The 16,478-nt window shown below is 46.0% G+C and carries 16 protein-coding genes and 3 tRNA genes; 11 read left to right on the top strand and 8 right to left on the bottom strand.

Annotated elements, in window-relative coordinates; translation table 11 throughout:
- Positions 1 to 178: 178 nt before the first annotated feature.
- From sppA to LFX17_RS15540, 7 genes are all read left to right on the top strand, one after another.
- Complete coding sequence (sppA, locus tag LFX17_RS15570) at positions 179 to 1,132, top strand: signal peptide peptidase SppA (RefSeq protein WP_238731021.1); 954 nt, start codon at positions 179 to 181, stop codon at positions 1,130 to 1,132.
- Between the two features lie 5 nt (positions 1,133 to 1,137).
- A complete protein-coding gene (locus LFX17_RS15565) occupies positions 1,138 to 1,737 on the top strand; it encodes a hypothetical protein (protein ID WP_238747273.1) in 600 nt (199 codons plus the stop codon).
- Positions 1,734 to 2,486, top strand: a complete 753-nt coding sequence (gene surE, locus LFX17_RS15560; protein WP_238747272.1) for a 5'/3'-nucleotidase SurE — start codon at positions 1,734 to 1,736, stop codon at positions 2,484 to 2,486. Before LFX17_RS15565 ends, surE begins: the two co-directional genes overlap by 4 nt.
- Positions 2,476 to 3,183: a tetratricopeptide repeat protein gene (locus LFX17_RS15555; protein WP_238747271.1), complete on the top strand. Its 708-nt coding sequence runs from the start codon at positions 2,476 to 2,478 to the stop codon at positions 3,181 to 3,183. The genes surE and LFX17_RS15555 overlap by 11 nt, the downstream gene beginning before the upstream one ends.
- A gap of 35 nt (positions 3,184 to 3,218) precedes the next feature.
- A tRNA-Pro gene (locus LFX17_RS15550) sits at positions 3,219 to 3,290 on the top strand.
- A gap of 17 nt (positions 3,291 to 3,307) precedes the next feature.
- Positions 3,308 to 3,384, top strand: a tRNA-Arg gene (locus tag LFX17_RS15545).
- Positions 3,385 to 3,399: 15 nt separating this feature from the next.
- Positions 3,400 to 3,475 (top strand) — tRNA-His (locus tag LFX17_RS15540).
- Between the two features lie 103 nt (positions 3,476 to 3,578).
- Here LFX17_RS15540 and LFX17_RS15535 read toward each other — a convergent pair.
- The gene (locus LFX17_RS15535) at positions 3,579 to 4,208 is read right to left on the bottom strand and encodes a hypothetical protein (protein ID WP_238731017.1); all 630 of its coding nucleotides are present in this window, start codon (positions 4,206 to 4,208) and stop codon (positions 3,579 to 3,581) included.
- An 87-nt stretch (positions 4,209 to 4,295) separates the two neighbouring features.
- On the opposite strand from LFX17_RS15535, the gene LFX17_RS15530 reads away from it, so the two are divergent.
- Positions 4,296 to 5,216, top strand: coding sequence for a TIGR01777 family oxidoreductase (locus tag LFX17_RS15530; RefSeq protein WP_238747270.1), 921 nt, complete (start codon positions 4,296 to 4,298; stop codon positions 5,214 to 5,216).
- Positions 5,217 to 5,244: 28 nt separating this feature from the next.
- Here LFX17_RS15530 and LFX17_RS15525 read toward each other — a convergent pair whose 3' ends face one another.
- From LFX17_RS15525 to galK, 3 genes are read right to left on the bottom strand one after another with little or no spacing between them, the layout of a single operon-like run.
- The gene (locus LFX17_RS15525; protein WP_238731015.1) at positions 5,245 to 5,862 is read right to left on the bottom strand and encodes a uracil-DNA glycosylase family protein; all 618 of its coding nucleotides are present in this window, start codon (positions 5,860 to 5,862) and stop codon (positions 5,245 to 5,247) included.
- Between the two features lie 12 nt (positions 5,863 to 5,874).
- A complete protein-coding gene (locus LFX17_RS15520; RefSeq protein WP_238731014.1) occupies positions 5,875 to 6,297 on the bottom strand; it encodes an STAS domain-containing protein in 423 nt (140 codons plus the stop codon).
- Between the two features lie 35 nt (positions 6,298 to 6,332).
- Positions 6,333 to 7,484 (bottom strand): galactokinase, encoded by a 1,152-nt coding sequence (gene galK / locus LFX17_RS15515; protein WP_238747269.1) that lies wholly within the window; start codon positions 7,482 to 7,484, stop codon positions 6,333 to 6,335.
- Between the two features lie 197 nt (positions 7,485 to 7,681).
- On the opposite strand from galK, the gene LFX17_RS15510 reads away from it, so the two are divergent.
- The 3 genes from LFX17_RS15510 to LFX17_RS15500 all read left to right on the top strand — a co-directional run bounded on the left by LFX17_RS15510 (position 7,682) and on the right by LFX17_RS15500 (position 10,679).
- Positions 7,682 to 9,019 carry a glucose-6-phosphate isomerase gene (locus LFX17_RS15510; RefSeq protein WP_238731012.1) on the top strand — a complete coding sequence of 446 codons (1,338 nt, stop codon included), beginning with the start codon at positions 7,682 to 7,684 and terminating at the stop codon, positions 9,017 to 9,019.
- Between the two features lie 124 nt (positions 9,020 to 9,143).
- A complete protein-coding gene (locus tag LFX17_RS15505; protein ID WP_238731011.1) occupies positions 9,144 to 9,479 on the top strand; it encodes a hypothetical protein in 336 nt (111 codons plus the stop codon).
- Positions 9,480 to 9,791: 312 nt separating this feature from the next.
- Entirely contained in the window at positions 9,792 to 10,679 is an 888-nt protein-coding gene (locus LFX17_RS15500; RefSeq protein WP_238747268.1) for a hypothetical protein, read from the top strand.
- Here the strand turns inward: LFX17_RS15500 and LFX17_RS15495 are convergent.
- Genes LFX17_RS15495 through LFX17_RS15480 form a run of 4 tightly spaced genes read right to left on the bottom strand, consistent with a single transcriptional unit; the run spans position 10,670 to position 16,284 of the window.
- Entirely contained in the window at positions 10,670 to 11,398 is a 729-nt protein-coding gene (locus LFX17_RS15495; protein ID WP_238747267.1) for a sugar phosphate nucleotidyltransferase, read from the bottom strand. The two genes, LFX17_RS15500 and LFX17_RS15495, sit on opposite strands and share 10 nt — an antisense overlap.
- Positions 11,399 to 11,408: 10 nt before the next feature.
- On the bottom strand, positions 11,409 to 12,413 hold the full coding sequence (locus tag LFX17_RS15490; RefSeq protein ID WP_238747266.1) for an aminoglycoside phosphotransferase family protein: 1,005 nt from the start codon (positions 12,411 to 12,413) through the stop codon (positions 11,409 to 11,411).
- A gap of 6 nt (positions 12,414 to 12,419) precedes the next feature.
- A complete protein-coding gene (locus LFX17_RS15485; RefSeq protein WP_238731007.1) occupies positions 12,420 to 13,931 on the bottom strand; it encodes a hybrid sensor histidine kinase/response regulator in 1,512 nt (503 codons plus the stop codon).
- 31 nt (positions 13,932 to 13,962) lie between these two features.
- The gene (locus LFX17_RS15480; protein WP_238747265.1) at positions 13,963 to 16,284 is read right to left on the bottom strand and encodes a PAS domain S-box protein; all 2,322 of its coding nucleotides are present in this window, start codon (positions 16,282 to 16,284) and stop codon (positions 13,963 to 13,965) included.
- Between the last annotated feature and the right edge of the window lie 194 nt (positions 16,285 to 16,478).

Genomic DNA, 16,478 nt, shown 5'->3' with positions numbered 1-16,478 from the left:
AATGTGGGAACTCCTAAAAAACCGAAGAATTTTGTTTCGCGGAGGTATAAGTGAGGAATGGAAAATGTGGGAACTCCTGCAAAATCCCCGATTTTCGGGGGAACTGGGACGGAACTCCGTCTAAATTCTCCTCTTATTTCATTTGACACCGCTAAAAGGGAAGAATCTGATCTCAAGAGTGGAAAGAAACCGCCTTGCATTAGCAATTACATTCGTATTAACCATTTTGTCCGTTCTCATCGGACTTGTGAACATCTCACTCGCGACTACGACCTCGAAATACTCCCGAACCACAGGAGGAACCTTCTTCAGTACGGCTCCGATCGGCGCGGCGTTGATCAAAATCGAAGGGGAGATTCATTCCGGACATTCCACCTTCGAATCGACCGGCTCCGAAAGTATTCTCCAGAAGCTGCGGGATATAGAAGGAAATCCGAATATTAAAGGAATCTTAATCGAAATCAATTCACCCGGCGGAACGGTCGGAGCTTCTCAGGAAGTTTACAACGAATTGATGCGTCTCCGCAAAACGAGGAAGATCGTCGTGTCGATGAAGGACATGGCGGCTTCGGGCGGATATTATATCGCTGCTTCCGCGGATAAAATCTTCGCGTTATCCGGAACGATCACCGGTTCGATCGGTGTGATCGCGATGGCTCCGAACATCAAAGGACTTCTGGATCGTTACGGAGTGAAGATGAAAGTCTACAAGGAAGGAAAGTATAAGGATTCCTTGTCCTTGTTTCGCGATTCCACTTCCGAAGAAGACGAGATGATCCAGAAGATGCTTTCCGACACGTACAACGAATTCGTGCAGGACGTCGCCAAAGGAAGAAATCAAACCGTAAAGTCCGTACAAAATCTTGCGGAAGGACGCATCTATTCCGGGCAAGACGCGTTCCGCAATAAACTCGTGGATGAAATCGGAGGAAGAAAAGAAGCCCTCGAAGAATTATCCAGGCTTTGTCAATACGACGGAGAAATCCCTCTTTACGAAGAGGAAGAATCTCCCTTCGACAGATTGTTTATGATGCTCGGTTCCAAGATGAATTCCTTTTCGGGCGAAAAGATCTTCTTCAAAGAATTTAAGAATTCTCCCGTGCTTGTGATTCTTCCTCAGGCGATCAGGTAAGTTCCTTGAAAGATTTATTGAATTCCATTCTCGAAGTTTTGGAAGCTTCCTTGTATGAACCGATTCGTTTGGAAGCGGCTCTTGCAAACTTAACCGAAAAGAATCTGAATCTGTTTTCGTGGATCGTTCTGATTCCGAGCGCACTCAGCATTTCCGTCGGCGCGACGTATCTTTCGCCTCCTTATACGAGCGGTTCCATGGGTTTGATTTTCCTCGCGTTTGCGGCGAACCTTTCGATGATTTCCATTCTTCCTACGATGTTGGGCGCTGTGATCGATTTTTACGCGCAGAGAAAACAAAGAACAGGAAACGTCCATTATTCGTATAATCTTTGCCGTTTCGGTATGGCGATCTTCGTTTTCTTTACTCCGCTTGCGATTCTTCTGCGGGAAACCGGTTTGACCGGAGGAATCGGCTACTTTCTGATTCTTCTCTTTTTGATCGGATATTACGTCGCGATTTTATCCAGAGGAATTCAATACATCTACGATTTGAAAACCTCCGATGCGGTTCGTTTTGCGATCACCGCGGCCGTGATTTCGGGTGCGTTCCCGTTCGTGTTTTACTTCTATATTTCCGGTTCCATTCTCCATTTGATTTTATGAATATTCTGATTACCAACGACGACGGAATCGCTTCCTCCGGCATCAAGGCTCTGGAAGCGGTCCTTCAAAAAGAACACAATACGTATTTGATCGCGCCTCTGCGAGAAAGATCCGCGACTTCCATGGCTTTGTCGATTTACGATTCGATGCGCGTGGAACGGATCAACGACAATCATTATATCGTGGACGGTTATCCGGCCGATTGCGTGAACATCGGTCTGCACGGTGAAATTTTTCCGAAGATCGATCTCGTTTTATCGGGAATCAACCGAGGCGTGAACATGGGACACGACGTTCATTATTCGGGAACGGTGGGCGCCGCGAGACACGGTGCGATTCACAATCGTCTTTCTTTGGCGGTGAGTTCGGGAAATATAAATAAAGAATATGATTATATTCGAGAAGCTGAATTTATCAAACATTTCATCCGTGAATACGTTTCGTTTCTGAAGGTAGGAACGGTATACAACATGAACATCCCCGCCGATTTCGAACCTTCTATGGAGAATCTTAAAATAACGAAACTCGGCAAGCGAACCTACGAGGACACATATTCCAAAAAGAATATCATCGGAGGAATCGCGGACTTTTATCTCGGCGGTTCCGAACTCGGACATTCCACGGACGAGGGCACGGATTTTACCGCGTTCTTTGCGGGAAAAGTCTCTCTAACTCCGTTGTCTCTCGATCAGACCGACGCGTCTTTGTTAAACGAACTCTCCGCTTCCTTGGGTAAGAATGTCCGATAAGGATAAGAATAAAAAATCCTCGTCCGCAAAGAAGCGGATTCTTCAGGAAATCGATAAGGAGAATTTCCTTTTCGCGCTGACTCTGATCGACCGCGAAATTTCCTCCGGCAACGAAGATCCGGAACTATATTATAATTTTGCGATATGTTGCGCAAGAACCGATAACCATAAAAAATGCGTTTCGATTCTCGAACAGCTTCTGGAAAAATTTCCGCGTTTTGGGGAACGCGAAAATTCGATCTTGATGATCGTGTATTCTTTGATTCAAAACAAGGAATACGACAAGGCTCTGGAAAAATGCGAGGAACGTCTCAAGGTGCAAGTGGACGATCTGAGAATTCTCTCCATGAAGGCTTTCGCTCTGGAAAAGTCGGGGCGTATCGAAGACGCGATCGAAATTCACAAAAGAATTCTCCGCTTGCGTCCCGATTATAAAAACAGTTTGAATTCTCTCGGTTATCTTTTGCTGAACCAAAGGGAGCCGAGTCCGGAAGAATGGAAATTGGCCGCCGATTGTCTGAAAACGGTTCTGAAAAACGAACCGGATCATCCCGCGTATTTGGATTCGTTCGGCGTTCTTCTTTCCAAGAGCGGCAAAAAAGAAGAAGCCATTCTCGCTTTCAAAAAGGCTCTCTTAAAAGCTCCTACACATCCTGAGATCTTACGACATATTGAAAAAGTAGAAGACTCTACTTGACAGTGCGGCTGTTTTTAAAAACATGGAGTCGGAAACGGGATGTAGCGCAGGGGTAGCGCATCTGCCTTGGGAGCAGAGGGTCGTAGGTTCAAATCCTATCATCCCGATTTTCAAATCCTCCCAAGACTCGGTAGCTCAGTTGGATAGAGCAACTGCCTTCTAAGCAGTGGGTCGGGGGTTCGAATCCCTCTCGGGTCACCAGGATGAGCAGAGACGGAGAACGTAGCTCAGTTGGTAGAGCTCCAGTTTGTGGTACTGGCCGTCGCGGGTTCGATTCCCGTCGTTCTCCCCAGTTTTTGCGGGAACTCCTTCAAAACGTTTCGCTCTTTCTCCGGCTTTCCTCGCAGACCTTCTCATTCTCAAGTTTCACCGAAAATCGTTTTCAGCTTCGGTTTTCAATCTTCGCCGAGCCAAATGTCTTCGAGACAAAGTGTTTTGCTTTTGTCGGAGCTTTTCGGAGATTTCTCCAACCAAGTTCCGCCGACCGTCCAGAGAAACATGTTTTGTGGGAACTCCTCGCTTTTCCCCGGCCGATAGTATTGCCCAAGCGGGATTTCGAAATGTTTGGATTCGGAAAAACGGAGAACTTGTTCGCCGAGGATTTGATCCTTCGGCAATCGCAATTCTTTGTCCATGTCGATGGATTCTCGCAAGATAATTTCCAACTTTAGTTCGCCGACGGTTTCCGGACAACCGACAACATGAAGAGTTTTCCAGTTGGAAATTTCGGGCTTTCCATTTTGGAGATGATGCGTTTGTCTGAGTTCCACGAGAAAATCCTGTTTCAGGTCGGAACCCCGTAGCTTTGTCCACGTGGTCGCCTTGTTACGATCCAACAAATGAGAAATTCTCGAGTTCCGATCCGAAAGATACGAGTTCGTAAAATCGAACGCCAAAAACGGAGGACGTTCGGTGTACGTCTCGATTCGATTCTTTGTGGTATTCCATAAATAAAGATTTCCGGATAGGATTGCGATTGGGAAAATTAAGGTTAAACTTTTGAAGAGAACGTTTTTAGGAATCACAGGATCAAAATTGCGGGAACTCCTCCGTTTGGGCAATCAGGATTCTTGCGTTTTCAAAAACCGAACAATAGAAGAAAGGAATCAACTATGAAAGTAGGAATTGCCGGCGGAACCGGTTTGATCGGAAGAACATTGGCGCATCGTTTGCTTCAAACCGGAAATTTCGTGAGAATTTTCAGCCGTTTTTCCGATATTCCCCCGTTGCTTCGCGGCCAAAAAAATCTGGAAATCGTCGCGGGAACTTTTCCTAAGTCCAAGGATCTGCAGGGATTGGACGCCGTCGTAAATCTTGCGGGCTTTCCGATCGCGGGTGTTCGCTGGACGGAAAAAGTAAAACAGGAAATCCGATCTTCCCGAGTCGATTATACGAAGAACTTAGCCGCTTCTTTGCAAACGGTCGTGGATACTCCCCCGGAAGTTTTGATTCAAGGTTCGGCTATCGGTTATTACGGTTCGTATGAGGACGATGCGAACACATTTTCGGAAGAATCTCCTTTGGGCCGCGATTCTCTCGCAACGTTATGCGCTGATTGGGAAGCGGCCGCCCAACCCGTAACGAACATAGGAATTCGTCTCGTAAAAATTAGAACGGGGATCGTCTTGAGTCCGTTCGACGGCGCTTTGAAAAGTATGCTTTCTCCGTTTCGGCTCGGGATGGGCGGCCCGATCGGTTCGGGAAAACAAATTCTCAGTTGGATTCATATCGAAGACATGGTGAGCGCGATTCTTCATTTGATCGAAAACAAGGAACTTAGCGGGGCTTTCAATTTGGTTTCTCCTCATCCCGTTGACAACGAGACGTTCACCAAAACGCTTGCAAGCGTGTTAAGGCGACCCGCGTTTTTTCGAGTTCCCGCGAGCGTGTTGAAGTTTCTGTTCGAGGACGGAGCGGACGTGATTCTTCAGGGACAGAAGGTCGTTCCGCAACGACTTTCCAAATCCGGTTTTACGTTTCGATATCCGAATCTGGAGGAAGCTTTGCGGGAGCTTCTGCAGGCGCATTCGTGAAAGTTATTTATTCTTTTTGAATATAGTTTTAAAGGGAGAATTCCTCCCGGATGACCGGATGTTTTTTGAGTTTGTTCAGGGCCTGTTCTATCAGCCTTTTGCCGATTTCCGTATGATTCCAGACGTTGAGTCCGGACGGATGGGGCAACGGAATCCAATCCACGTTGATTCCGTGGAATTCTCTCGTAAATCGCTGACCGATTACATCTTCCAGTTTGTATTTTTTGATTTCGATCAACTGATCGATCGCGAGTTTTCCGATAGGAATTAAAAGCTCCGGTTTGTGAAAACGAACCTCGAACTCCAGAAACTCCGAACAGTTCGAAACTTCGTCCGAGTCCGGTTTACGATCTCCGCTCTTGGCCTTTCCTGGAAAACAACGGCAAACCGCGGACATGTTCACCTTGGTACGAAAGGTTTCCTCTTCGATTCCGATTTTTCTGAACCAACCGAAGAGAGTTTTTCCGGCGGTATAAGCGAAGGGTTTGCCGAACCGTTCCTCGTGAACTCCGGGCGCCTGACCTAAACTGATGATTCTCGCGGAAGGAACACAACCGTGAACCGGATTGCCTTCCATTTTGGGACATTTTCTGCAGCTTAAAAGATGATTTATGTGATTTGAATATTCTAATTTTCTGTTTTTCATTCAAAGGGGAAATCAATTCATAATAATGTTCATCGCGTCCGTCAGAGTTCCGGTCACGCGGATCAGCGATTTTAATTTCGTAAGTTCCAGGATTTTATTCACCTGGGAAGAAGGAGAGAATATCGCGATTCCTCCCTTTCCGTTTTTGACCAGCTTTGCGTGGGTGCTCATAAAAACAGCAAGACCGGAAGAATCGATATAACGGATGTCTTCCATGTTCACGAAAATAAAAACAAAACCTTTATCGATCAGATCGAAGATTTTCTCCTTTAAAGCGTGTGCGGAATAGAGATTGATTTCGCCGCTGATTTTCAGGACGACCGCGTCCTTCGGAAAATTTCCGGGAACGTCCTCCTTTTGAAGAGCCACCTTGAGTTCGTTGATTGAAAAATCCACTTCGTCGCCGTCGAGGCTAAGAGAATCGTCTGCTCCCATTTCGTTTATCTCCAGTTCTATTTAAAATCGGATTTTTAGAATTCTTTGACTCCGTCCGAAATTCGGAACGTATACAACTCGGGGTTGCTTTCAAATTTCTTAAAGTAACGGCTTTTTATTTTCTCGAACAGTATATCTTTTCTTCCCGCTTTGTCCAGTATCAAAACGCAACCGCCGAAACCGCCTCCGATCATTCTCGCGCCGAGGACACCTTCGGCCTTGAGTTCTTCGACTATAAAATCCGTCTCTTCACACGAAACTTCGTAGTCTTTGGAGAGGGAATCGTGACATTCGAATAGGATTTTTCCCGCTTCTTCCGCATTACCCGACTTCAAATTCCCGATCATGTTGCGGGTTCGATATCGTTCCGAGGTGACATGTCTTGCTCGTCGGATTTCGGTTTCGTTCAGACCGAAGGAAGAATTCTCCGCATCCTCCGGTTCGGCTTGATATAAGGTCGCGAGTTCCGGTCTGTGCTTTTTGATTTTCTGAAACGCCGATTCGACTTCCTTTCTGCGATCGTTGTAAGCGCTGTCTTTAAGAGAATGTTTCACTTTGGAATCGATCAGATAGAATTCATAACCGTCGAGACGCATTTCGTAGAATTCATATCGGAGATTTTCCGTATTCAATGCGATGCAGAAACCTTCCTTTGCGGTCGCGATCGCGAATTGATCCATGATTCCGCAGTTCACTCCGACAAAACGGTTCTCCGCCCTTTGACTGAGCAGAGCGATTTCTTCTCTGGAAAAATTCCAACCGTGAATTTCCGAAAGCGCGAATGCAACCGCGACCTCGAACGCAGCGGAGGAAGAAAGTCCCGCTCCTTGCGGAATATTTCCCCAAACGACCAAATCGAAAAAGTCCGGGACGAGACCGAGCTTTTGAAACTCGTCGATCACTCCATAAACGTAATTCACCCAAGAATGTTTCGAATCGTAAGCGGCGGACGGGGATTCGATTTTTTCACCCGTTGAAACGGAGAAGATTCTGAACTTGCGGACTTCGTTCTTACGGATCGCGATCCGAATCGAAAAATCGATCGCCGCCGGCAATACGATTCCTCCCGCGTAGTCCACGTGTTCGCCGATGATGTTGATTCTTCCCGGCGCTGAAAAAAATCGGATCGTTTCACTGCTCGGGGAGAATTCTTTCCGGAGAATTTCCGCTAATTCATCTTGATTCATTTTGGTAAATACGGTTTGAAAATCCCGGAAAGATTGATGGACGCTCGGATTCCGTCAATCCTTCTCCGTCGCGAAGACTTGGTTTTTTCTTGCCCCTCGATTCCATTTTTCTAAACTGTTCCAGCGTTCGTTTTTCGGTAGAATTTTCGCGGCCGTTTCCGAAATCATAACGTAAAAAAGATACTTCGTAATAATTTATGATTCGATTGGAAACCAGATTCGCTTCTTCGTTTGTTCCTTCCGGGGAATTCGAACCCTTTTTGGCAAAGGCGGAATCCGCAAGAAAGACGCTTCATTCCCTTCAAGGAAAGGGAAACGAATATTTGGGTTGGTTGGATCTTCCGAAACGAATCCAAGAATCGGAAATCGAAAAAATCATCCAAGCGGCACAAAGACTTCGTGCCTCTTCCGAAGTGGTGGTCGTTATCGGAATCGGCGGTTCGTATTTGGGATCGCGCGCCGTTCTGGAGGCGACTCTTCCTTTTTTTCAAAGACCTTCCCAAGGAAATCCGGGAGTCGTCTTTGCGGGACATCATCTCGAATCCAGATATTTGTCCGAGTTGATGGAATATTTGGAAGATAAGGATTTTTCGGTAAACGTAATTTCCAAATCGGGAACGACCACCGAACCTGCGATCGCATTCCGTCTTTTCTGGGAACTTCTCCGTAAAAAATACGGAAACGCGGCCGCTTCGAGAGTCGTAGCCACCACCGATTCCTCCAAGGGCGCTTTGAAGACTTTCGCCGACTCGGAAGGTTTCGAAACGTTTACGATCCCCGACGACGTGGGAGGAAGATATTCCGTTTTGACGCCGGTCGGGCTGTTTCCGCTCGCCGTAGCCGGAATCCAGATTCGAAATTTTATATTAGGATTTCAGAATATTCTGGAAGTTTTACATTCGGAGTCGAATCCGCTGCTTAATCCGGCCACGCATTACTCCGCTCTCAGGAATTATTTTTTATCCTCCGGAAGACATGTGGAAGTATTAGCGAATTTTAATCCTTCTTTGCGTTATCTCTCCGAATGGTGGAAGCAGCTTTTCGGAGAAAGCGAAGGTAAGGAGAATAAGGGAATTTTTCCGGCTTCCATGGACTTTACCACCGATCTTCATTCCCTCGGTCAATACGTTCAGGAAGGGAAACGGATTCTGTTTGAGACCGTTTTAAGTCCGGTCGAAATCCGCTCCGATCTGACTTTAAAACCTACACCCGACAATCTGGATTCTCTCAATTTCTTGGCCGGAAATACGCTTGGTCACGTGAACGAACAAGCGCGTCTTGGAACTCTTCTCGCGCACGCGGACGGCGGTGTTCCTTGTTTGGAATTGATCTTTTCCGATATTTCGCCGAAGTCCTTGGGGGAGTTAATGTATTTCTTCGAGTATTCTTGCGCGATTTCCGGTTATTCCCTCGGAGTCAATCCGTTCGATCAGCCCGGAGTCGAGACCTATAAAAAGAATATGTTCGCCCTTTTGAATAAGAACGGTTTTGAGAAAGAGGGAGAATCGCTTCGCAAAAGAATTCTCGGAAACTGAAGGATTCGTTCGTATAACACTATCGTTTAGCGTTTCTTCCCGTATACATTCCGGTCATTCTATCTTTTCGATGAAAATTATTTTACTGCTTGACATGTTTTAAAATTCAGCACGCTATGAAGGCATGAAAGGGCTTAGAAACAAAATCAGCATTTCGCTGACGGGCGTCCTCGCTTTGGCGTTTCTGTTTCTTACGTTTTCTACCCCTTTTTCCAGCAATCTTCCTGGGAAGTTGCCTACCCAAAAACAGATCATAGACGGGATTGAATCCGAATATAAAGAGCCGGTCCAATTGGAAGAGGAATCCGAATTCCTTTTCAGTTTCCTCTCTTTAACCCACAAAAACATTCTATTCGTATTCAAGGGCAAAATAACTTCCCTCCAGGATAGGTTCCAATTCCATTTCTGTAACATCCAAACTCTAAATCTGCTGAATTTACCGCCTCCTTCTCTCGTATAACTAGTCCTTACGTTTTCTAGTTTTGTCCTTACGGGGGAAATATGTCTTACCATTCTCTGTTCGTTATTTTCGTAATATACAGCGCCGTGCTTTTGACCCTTGAGGTTGCTGGTTCGTTATTATTATCGATTTTATCTTTGTCCTTATTACTGTTTGCAACTTACGGATCTCCAAATTGTGCCAATCCCGGTTCTTGGGAATTTACTCGTTCCCGAAACCGGGGTTGGCATATTTTTTTTCCGGCCTAAAAATAGGTTTCTTTTATCTCGAAGTTGAGGTAGTTTTGCCGGGGAATTTTTCCCCGAAGCAAAAATGGACCAAGAATTCAAAAGATGGACCCGCCTTCTGCGGGCGATCGAATCCGGAACCCGGATCGAGCTTACCGGTTATATCCTCAACGATTCGTTTCGGACCAACTTGGAAAAGTTCGTAAAGCTCTGTCTCGAAAATTATAATAAGAACGATTTGGCGCCTGTCGTATATTCCGTGATTCAGGAAATGCTTTTGCGCGCCGCCATGTCCAACCTGCGCGACTATTTTTCCTTCGAAAAGGGGATCGATCCTTTTGATCAAAGCGCCTTCGATGCCAGCGAGGAAGAATTTAGGAAATTCTTACATACGTTCGACGCCAAGGCTGTGCGAAACGCTCTCAAAACGAAAGGATTGTTTTTAAAAGTGATCATTCGTCACAACGATACGGGCCTTGCCGCGGAAGTATTACACAATTCTAAACTGATTCCGTTTATGGAAGAGCGCCTAAGAAAGTATCTTTCGGCCGCGATGGAATTTAAGAATTTGATGGACTACTACGATTGTTATCCGGCGGACCGTGAAGGACGGGACATCGGACTTGCGCTTTCGATATTGATGCTCAGGGAAACCGGATTGAAACCGGAACTGCTTCGTATCGGTTCGGGAGAAGAAGTTCATACTTCGCGTTTGGAAGTTCCTTTCGGAGAGGAATATCGGAGCATCCGCAAAAAAATCCTGAACGACGAGGAGATTCTTCCGTTTCCGAAAGAAAGCCACGAAGAAGCCGAACTTCCTTGGAAAACGAGTCGTTGCAGTTTTTGCGGGAGAACGGTGGACGATCGGATTTTCTTTTCCAAAATTCCGGACGACATCCCCGTAAAGGGAATTCCGGAGCCGATTCGCGCCGGAAATGGAATCTGCGCCTGGTGCCTTTCTTCCTATCTCTGAATCCTTAAACCGCAGAGATCCAAAAATTCCGGCCACCGTTCTCCGAGGTTCGGTGAAAAGTCCCGATTCTTTAGAGAAAGATAATATTCTTTTTCACCGAGGTCGATCGCCTCGCCCGGAAAAATTTCTCCGGCTAATCTTCGTTTTGCGGAAAGCCCGCGGAACATATTGGAAAGATCGAAAAACGTTTCGGGTTGAATGTCGCTTAACACCGCGCTGTTCAACACAGAGATTCCGATGTAAAAAAGGTTTCCGCTTCCGAACGTGACCTTCCCTTCGTCGAGTCCTAGTCCCGTATAACTCGCATTTGACGGTTGAGACATTAAATACAAAAGACAATCGTTTTCCGGAAGCGAGGTCGGGAGTCGAAAACCTGTTTCGGGAAAATAAAGGAAATCGGGATTCACGATTCCGATCGTTTCACCCATCCAACCGGCTCGAGTAAGTCCGGTTACGATTCCGCCCGCGGTCCCTAAGATCTTTTCGGTTTCGTCCGAAAAAAACAGAGGAAAAGGTTGAAAGTCTTTCAGTTCCTTTCTGATCTTCCCTCCGAGATAATGCGTGTTGACGACCGCAGCCTCCGCGTTTTGCATCCAGGCTTGAAAGAGAGAATAATAAATCAGAGGAATTCCGTTCACAGGAAGCAGAGGTTTAGGAAGGTCTTTGGTCAGCTCCTTCATTCTCGTTCCGAAACCGGCGGCGGGGATAAAAAATTTCAAAACGTTTCTCTCAAGGTTTGAGTCCTTTTTTAAAGGAGGAATTCTCCAGAAGTTCTTCCTTTAATAGATGAAAGAAGACATACAACTGATCCGGGAACAAACCCGCTTGTACGATTTCCAATAGATTATCGAGCGCGCTCAAAATGCTGGGTCTGTATCTATCCATCTTCTTGTCCGCGACTAGATAAAAATAAGAACCTAACGCCTTATACGAACGCTGCAGACATTGAATGTAATAACATTCCTTGGATCTAGGAAAATTCTGTTCGCTCAATTTTAGAAAAAGCTGATAGAGTCCCTGCCGCATCGCGAAGGGAATCGGTCTGTATGCGTCGTAGAGAATGCTGGAAAGATCGTAGAACGGAGTTCCCATTCTCGCGTCCTGAAAATCAATCATGCAGATTTCATTTTGCGGATTGATCAGAAGATTTCTTCCGTGAAAATCCCTGTGACAAAACACCTTGACCGGATATTCGGCGAGAAACGCCGAACATTCCTCGATGAATATCTTTACTTCACTTCGAAGCTGCGTCTTGAGATTGAATTGTTTCTGAAGCTTTAGGTAATTTGAATATGTGAACTTGCTTTCGAACCCGAGTTTTTCCACGTCGAATTCCCGGGAACTTACGGGAGGAATCGGATGCGTCTTTTGCAGTTTTACCAAAATCTCGATCGACTTTACGAGCCATTCCCGGTATTCCACGTCGTCCGTGATCGAAGTGAGATCCTTTTCTCCTCCGTCCGTCATTAGGATCAAAAAGTGAATCAGATCCTTTTTTAGAATTTCGGGAACGTGAAAGTGTTCGTGCGATAAGAACTCCGCGACGTCGATGAAGTCGTGTTGAAAACGAACGTCTTTACAGAGTATCAACGTTCGATCCGGGTATTGGACCCGGAAATACTTCCGATCGGAAGCTTCCAATGTGATCGGTGAAATCTTTTCGGGGAATTTACCGCCGTATTCCAAAAATTTCAGTTCTTGTTCGGTAAGGGTTGTTGCGGCAGCGTTGCTCATGGATGCTTATACCTTATCCGGAAAGACCAAACGGAATTCCGTTCCCGAGTTCGGTTCCGACTCGATTTCGATTCTGATTCCGTATTGATCGGCGATTTCTTTTGCGACGAACATTCCGAGTCCTGTTCCTTTTCCGATTCCCTTGGTCGTAAAATAGGGTTGATAGATTTTTTGAATCACTTCTTCGTTCATGCCGACCCCGTCGTCCAAAATCGAGACGACGGGGTGATGATTTCTAATATATACGGAAATACTAATATTTCCCCGATTGCCCGTCGCGTCCGCGGAGTTCAGCATGATGTTGGATAAGAGCAGAGAGAGCTGATCCTGATTCGATTCGACCAGCACCGGATTGGGTTCCGGCTTAAAATGAATCACACAGTGTTTGAGCCGCGAAGTTTTCTGAAAAACGTCGATCACGCTTTCCACGGAATCATTTAGGTTGATCGGTTCGGAAGACTTTCTTAAGTTGTCGCCCGGTTTACCGAGTTGAAGCAGGTTGTTCGTAAGCGTTTTGAGTTTGATCAACTGACTCCAAGTAATCTGAATCGCCTTTTGACGCGTCTGTTCCGTAGAATCGGGAAGTCTTGCGATTTCGATATGTCCTTGAATGGCCGTCAGAGAGTTGTTGATTTCGTGTCCGATGCTCGACGCGAGCGTGGAAAGGAATGCGCGCCTTTCCGCGTCGATGAGTTTTTCCGAAATCAGAAGTTTGCTCGTGATGTCCCGCGCGATTCCGGTATAATAGGTCTGACCTTCGATGTCGTAATAACAGATCGAGATGTCGTATGTCCGCACTTCTCCGTTTTTACTTTTGAGATCGGATCGGTTGATTCTCGCGATTTGTTTTTTGACCTTACGCTTGAGGAGCTGTGCAACCTTTTCCATGTATACGTTTTCTCTGCCGGGAGGGATCAGGATGTTGAAGTGTTTTCCGATGATTTCCTCCTCCGGATAACCGAATGCGTCTAACGCGGCTTGATTCATGCTGGAGAAGTTGAGGTTCTGGTCGAGGGTGATGACGCAGTCGCTCGTTGCGCTGAGAATATTATAATTTTGTAAATAAAGATCCTTGGCTCTCTGTGCGAGTTTCGTATTCTCCGTCGCCGACTTGATGAGGGTTTCCGCGTGTTGATCGCGGGTTTCCTTTTCCACTTTGGCTTTTTCGAGAACTTCCAAGATGCTCGTTCTTCGGATCGGCTTGGAGATGTAATCGAAAGCTCGGTTGCGGACGGCTTCCTCGGCGGTGGTGAGATCGGGATTTCCGGTCATTAAGATGACGGGAATGTTTTCGTTGATTTTGCGGATTTCCTTCGTGACTTCGATTCCGTTTTTGCCGTTCATCACGATATCGGAGATCACGATGTCGATGTTTTGACTTTTGATGATTTCAAGAGCGGAATCGTAATCCTTTGCAAGGAACACGCGATACCCTTCTCTGGAAATGACTCTTTCCAGAACCGTGCGGATTTCGGATTCGTCGTCGATCACGAGTACTGATGTTGACTTGGATTCCATAGGACAACGCTATTTTACCAGAAAAACCGATCTATATGGGAAGGCGAATCAAAACCCTAGTCCCGTTTCCGGGAGAAGAGTCCAAAGAAATCGTTCCGTTGTGTTCGGAAATGATCCTTTGTGAAATGGCAAGACCCAATCCCGTTCCTTGTTTTCCTCTTCGAGTCGTAAACAAAGGTAGAAACGCCTTATCTCGAACTTCTTTCGTCATTCCCGGACCGTTATCTGAAATTGTAAAAAGAATCGAATCCCGATTCAAATGAAATTCTTTTCTGGCGTTGATCGTAATTTTGGGAGAAGCCGGTTTTACATCCATTTCGGAGATTGCGTTGATCGCATTGACCATACAGTTGATCAAAACCTGTTCGATTTCCTGCCATGCAACGCGGATTTTAGGAAGATCGGGGCTTGCGATCCGTTTGAGTTCGATTCCGTTCTTTCTACAGGAAACTTCGATCAACTCGCAGGCTCGAAGAAGAATATAATACGGAGAAACGAGTTCCTTTTCCCGCGTTACCGTCCTTCCCAAATCCAAAAGGGATTTGATGAGATCGCGGATTCGAATGCTCGCCGCTTCGATTCGTTTGTAAATTTTTTGACGTTCGATCGGATCAGTTTCCTCGGTTTCGATGAGATCTTCCAGATACAAAAGACTCGCTTGCAGAGGGTTGTTGACTTCGTGCGCGATCCCGGCGGCGAGTTCTCCGATGGAGGCGAATCTTGCGGTTTCGTAGAGTTGTTTGTCGAGGAGTTTGGTCTGAGTGACGTCCGAGAAAATCAGCATCACCGCTTCGCCTTCTTCCCTGTATTTTTTTAAAGGGAGAATCTTGATCGAGAAGAAGTTTTCCTCTTCCGCGATGAATTGGATCGGAAGATCCAAAAAGACCGCTCTTTGCGAATCGAGACAGCTTTTGATTCCGGCTTTGAGTTCGTCCGAAACGTTCTCGGCAAATAACGAAAAGAAATCCTCTCCGGGATTTACATTCAAAATTTGGAATAAAAGAAATTTGAGAATCGGCGCGACTTCGAGAACGATTCCTTCGGGGGTCAAAATCACGATTCCGTTGTTCATCGCTGAAAAAAGATTTCTGAGTTTGATCTCCGAAGAACGGATCAGTTCCTCGTTTTTCTTTTGTTCGGTGATATCGAGCAGGAGAAGGATCGTTCCGATCGAATTTCCGTATTCGTCCCGAATTCGGGAGGAGGCGAGGAGCATCGGCGCTTCTATTCCCGGAAAAATTTTCATCTTGATTTCGGTTCTGAATTCTTCCTTGGAAAGACGATCCAAAACCGAAGGAGTGAGATTTAAGAATTCCTCGATGGGAAGATCGATGAAATCTTCTTTATAAACTCCTAATATTTTTTCGAGACTTCGGTTTCCGTACGTGATATAACCCTCGTCGTCCGTCGAGATCAACGGAACCTCGATCGAGTTGAGAAGCGCTCCCTGAAACTGAAGTTTTTTCGAGTTTTCGATACGAGTTCGTTCCGTTTTCGCGTTTTGAAGCGAGCTGTGGACGTCGGAGATGATCTCCTCGTAAAGAAAATTCTCTCCGGAATCGAAGGCCATCCCTTCCAAAGAAAGAATTTCGATTCCTCCTAGGAGTTGTCCTTTTTCCCGGATTCCGATCGAAAGACTTCTGCGGAATTTGTGATCCGCAAAAAGGGATTCCCATTCGGCGTATTTTCCGTTTCCGAACTCGTGGATGATGAAATTCTCCTTCGTTTCGATCAGGTTGCGCATCGGAAAGAGAGCATTAGAAGAAATGAATGAATGAATCTGCTGCTTGAGGACCGGATTCATATCCCGTTGACCGATGACCTGCAATTCTCCTTCTTTAAAGTAGAACGCCCAGACCAAAAAGTAATGCGGATTCTCCTTTAAAGTGTCGCAGAGTTTTTGAAAGACGGAACTTTCCGAAGTCAAGTATCTCAGGTTTTGTCTCAAGAGCCGTAGGGTTCTTAAGATACTTTGCATATAATAAAGTCTGAGTTCGGTCTGTTGGATCTCGGATCGATCCGTGAAGTAAAAAAGAAAGACGTCTTTTCCCCCGAAGCTGGAAGTGTTGATGGTAAAGTTGACGAGCTTTCTTTGTCCGTGCTTGTCCCTTAACTGCCAATAGACTTTGAGAGGTTCGTTGCGTTTGATCGTGAACGTTTCTCTCGGATTGTTCGGACTGGGGAGAATGAAATCGAGAGGTTTGCCTCTGAGTTCTTCTCCGGAATAACCGAGCAGGTTTTCGAGAGTCGGATTGACGTATAAAATTTTCTCCGTTTCCGTGTCTAAGGCGAGAATTCCTTCCTTAACCGGATAGAAGAAGGAATGAAGCACGGAGAGTAAAGAGTCGGGCATGCTGATCCGGGAAAACCTATATTGTATTTCGGCTTTCTTTCGATTCTTTGCAAGAATTAAATCGGGAAACTTGGAAGCGGAAGGATTTACAGCGAGAGCAGGGATGGAATTTTTGAAATCGACCGGCTCTTTTTCCCGTTCGCCGGAACTCTGCAACTTTTAACATAGAGAATATGCAATCATGAAATCGATGT

Origin of the sequence: Leptospira sanjuanensis (assembly GCF_022267375.1) — a bacterium.
GTDB lineage: Bacteria > Spirochaetota > Leptospiria > Leptospirales > Leptospiraceae > Leptospira > Leptospira sanjuanensis.
The sequence above is the reverse complement of the archived record's forward strand: the minus strand, read 5'-3'. Positions and strand labels throughout refer to the sequence as shown.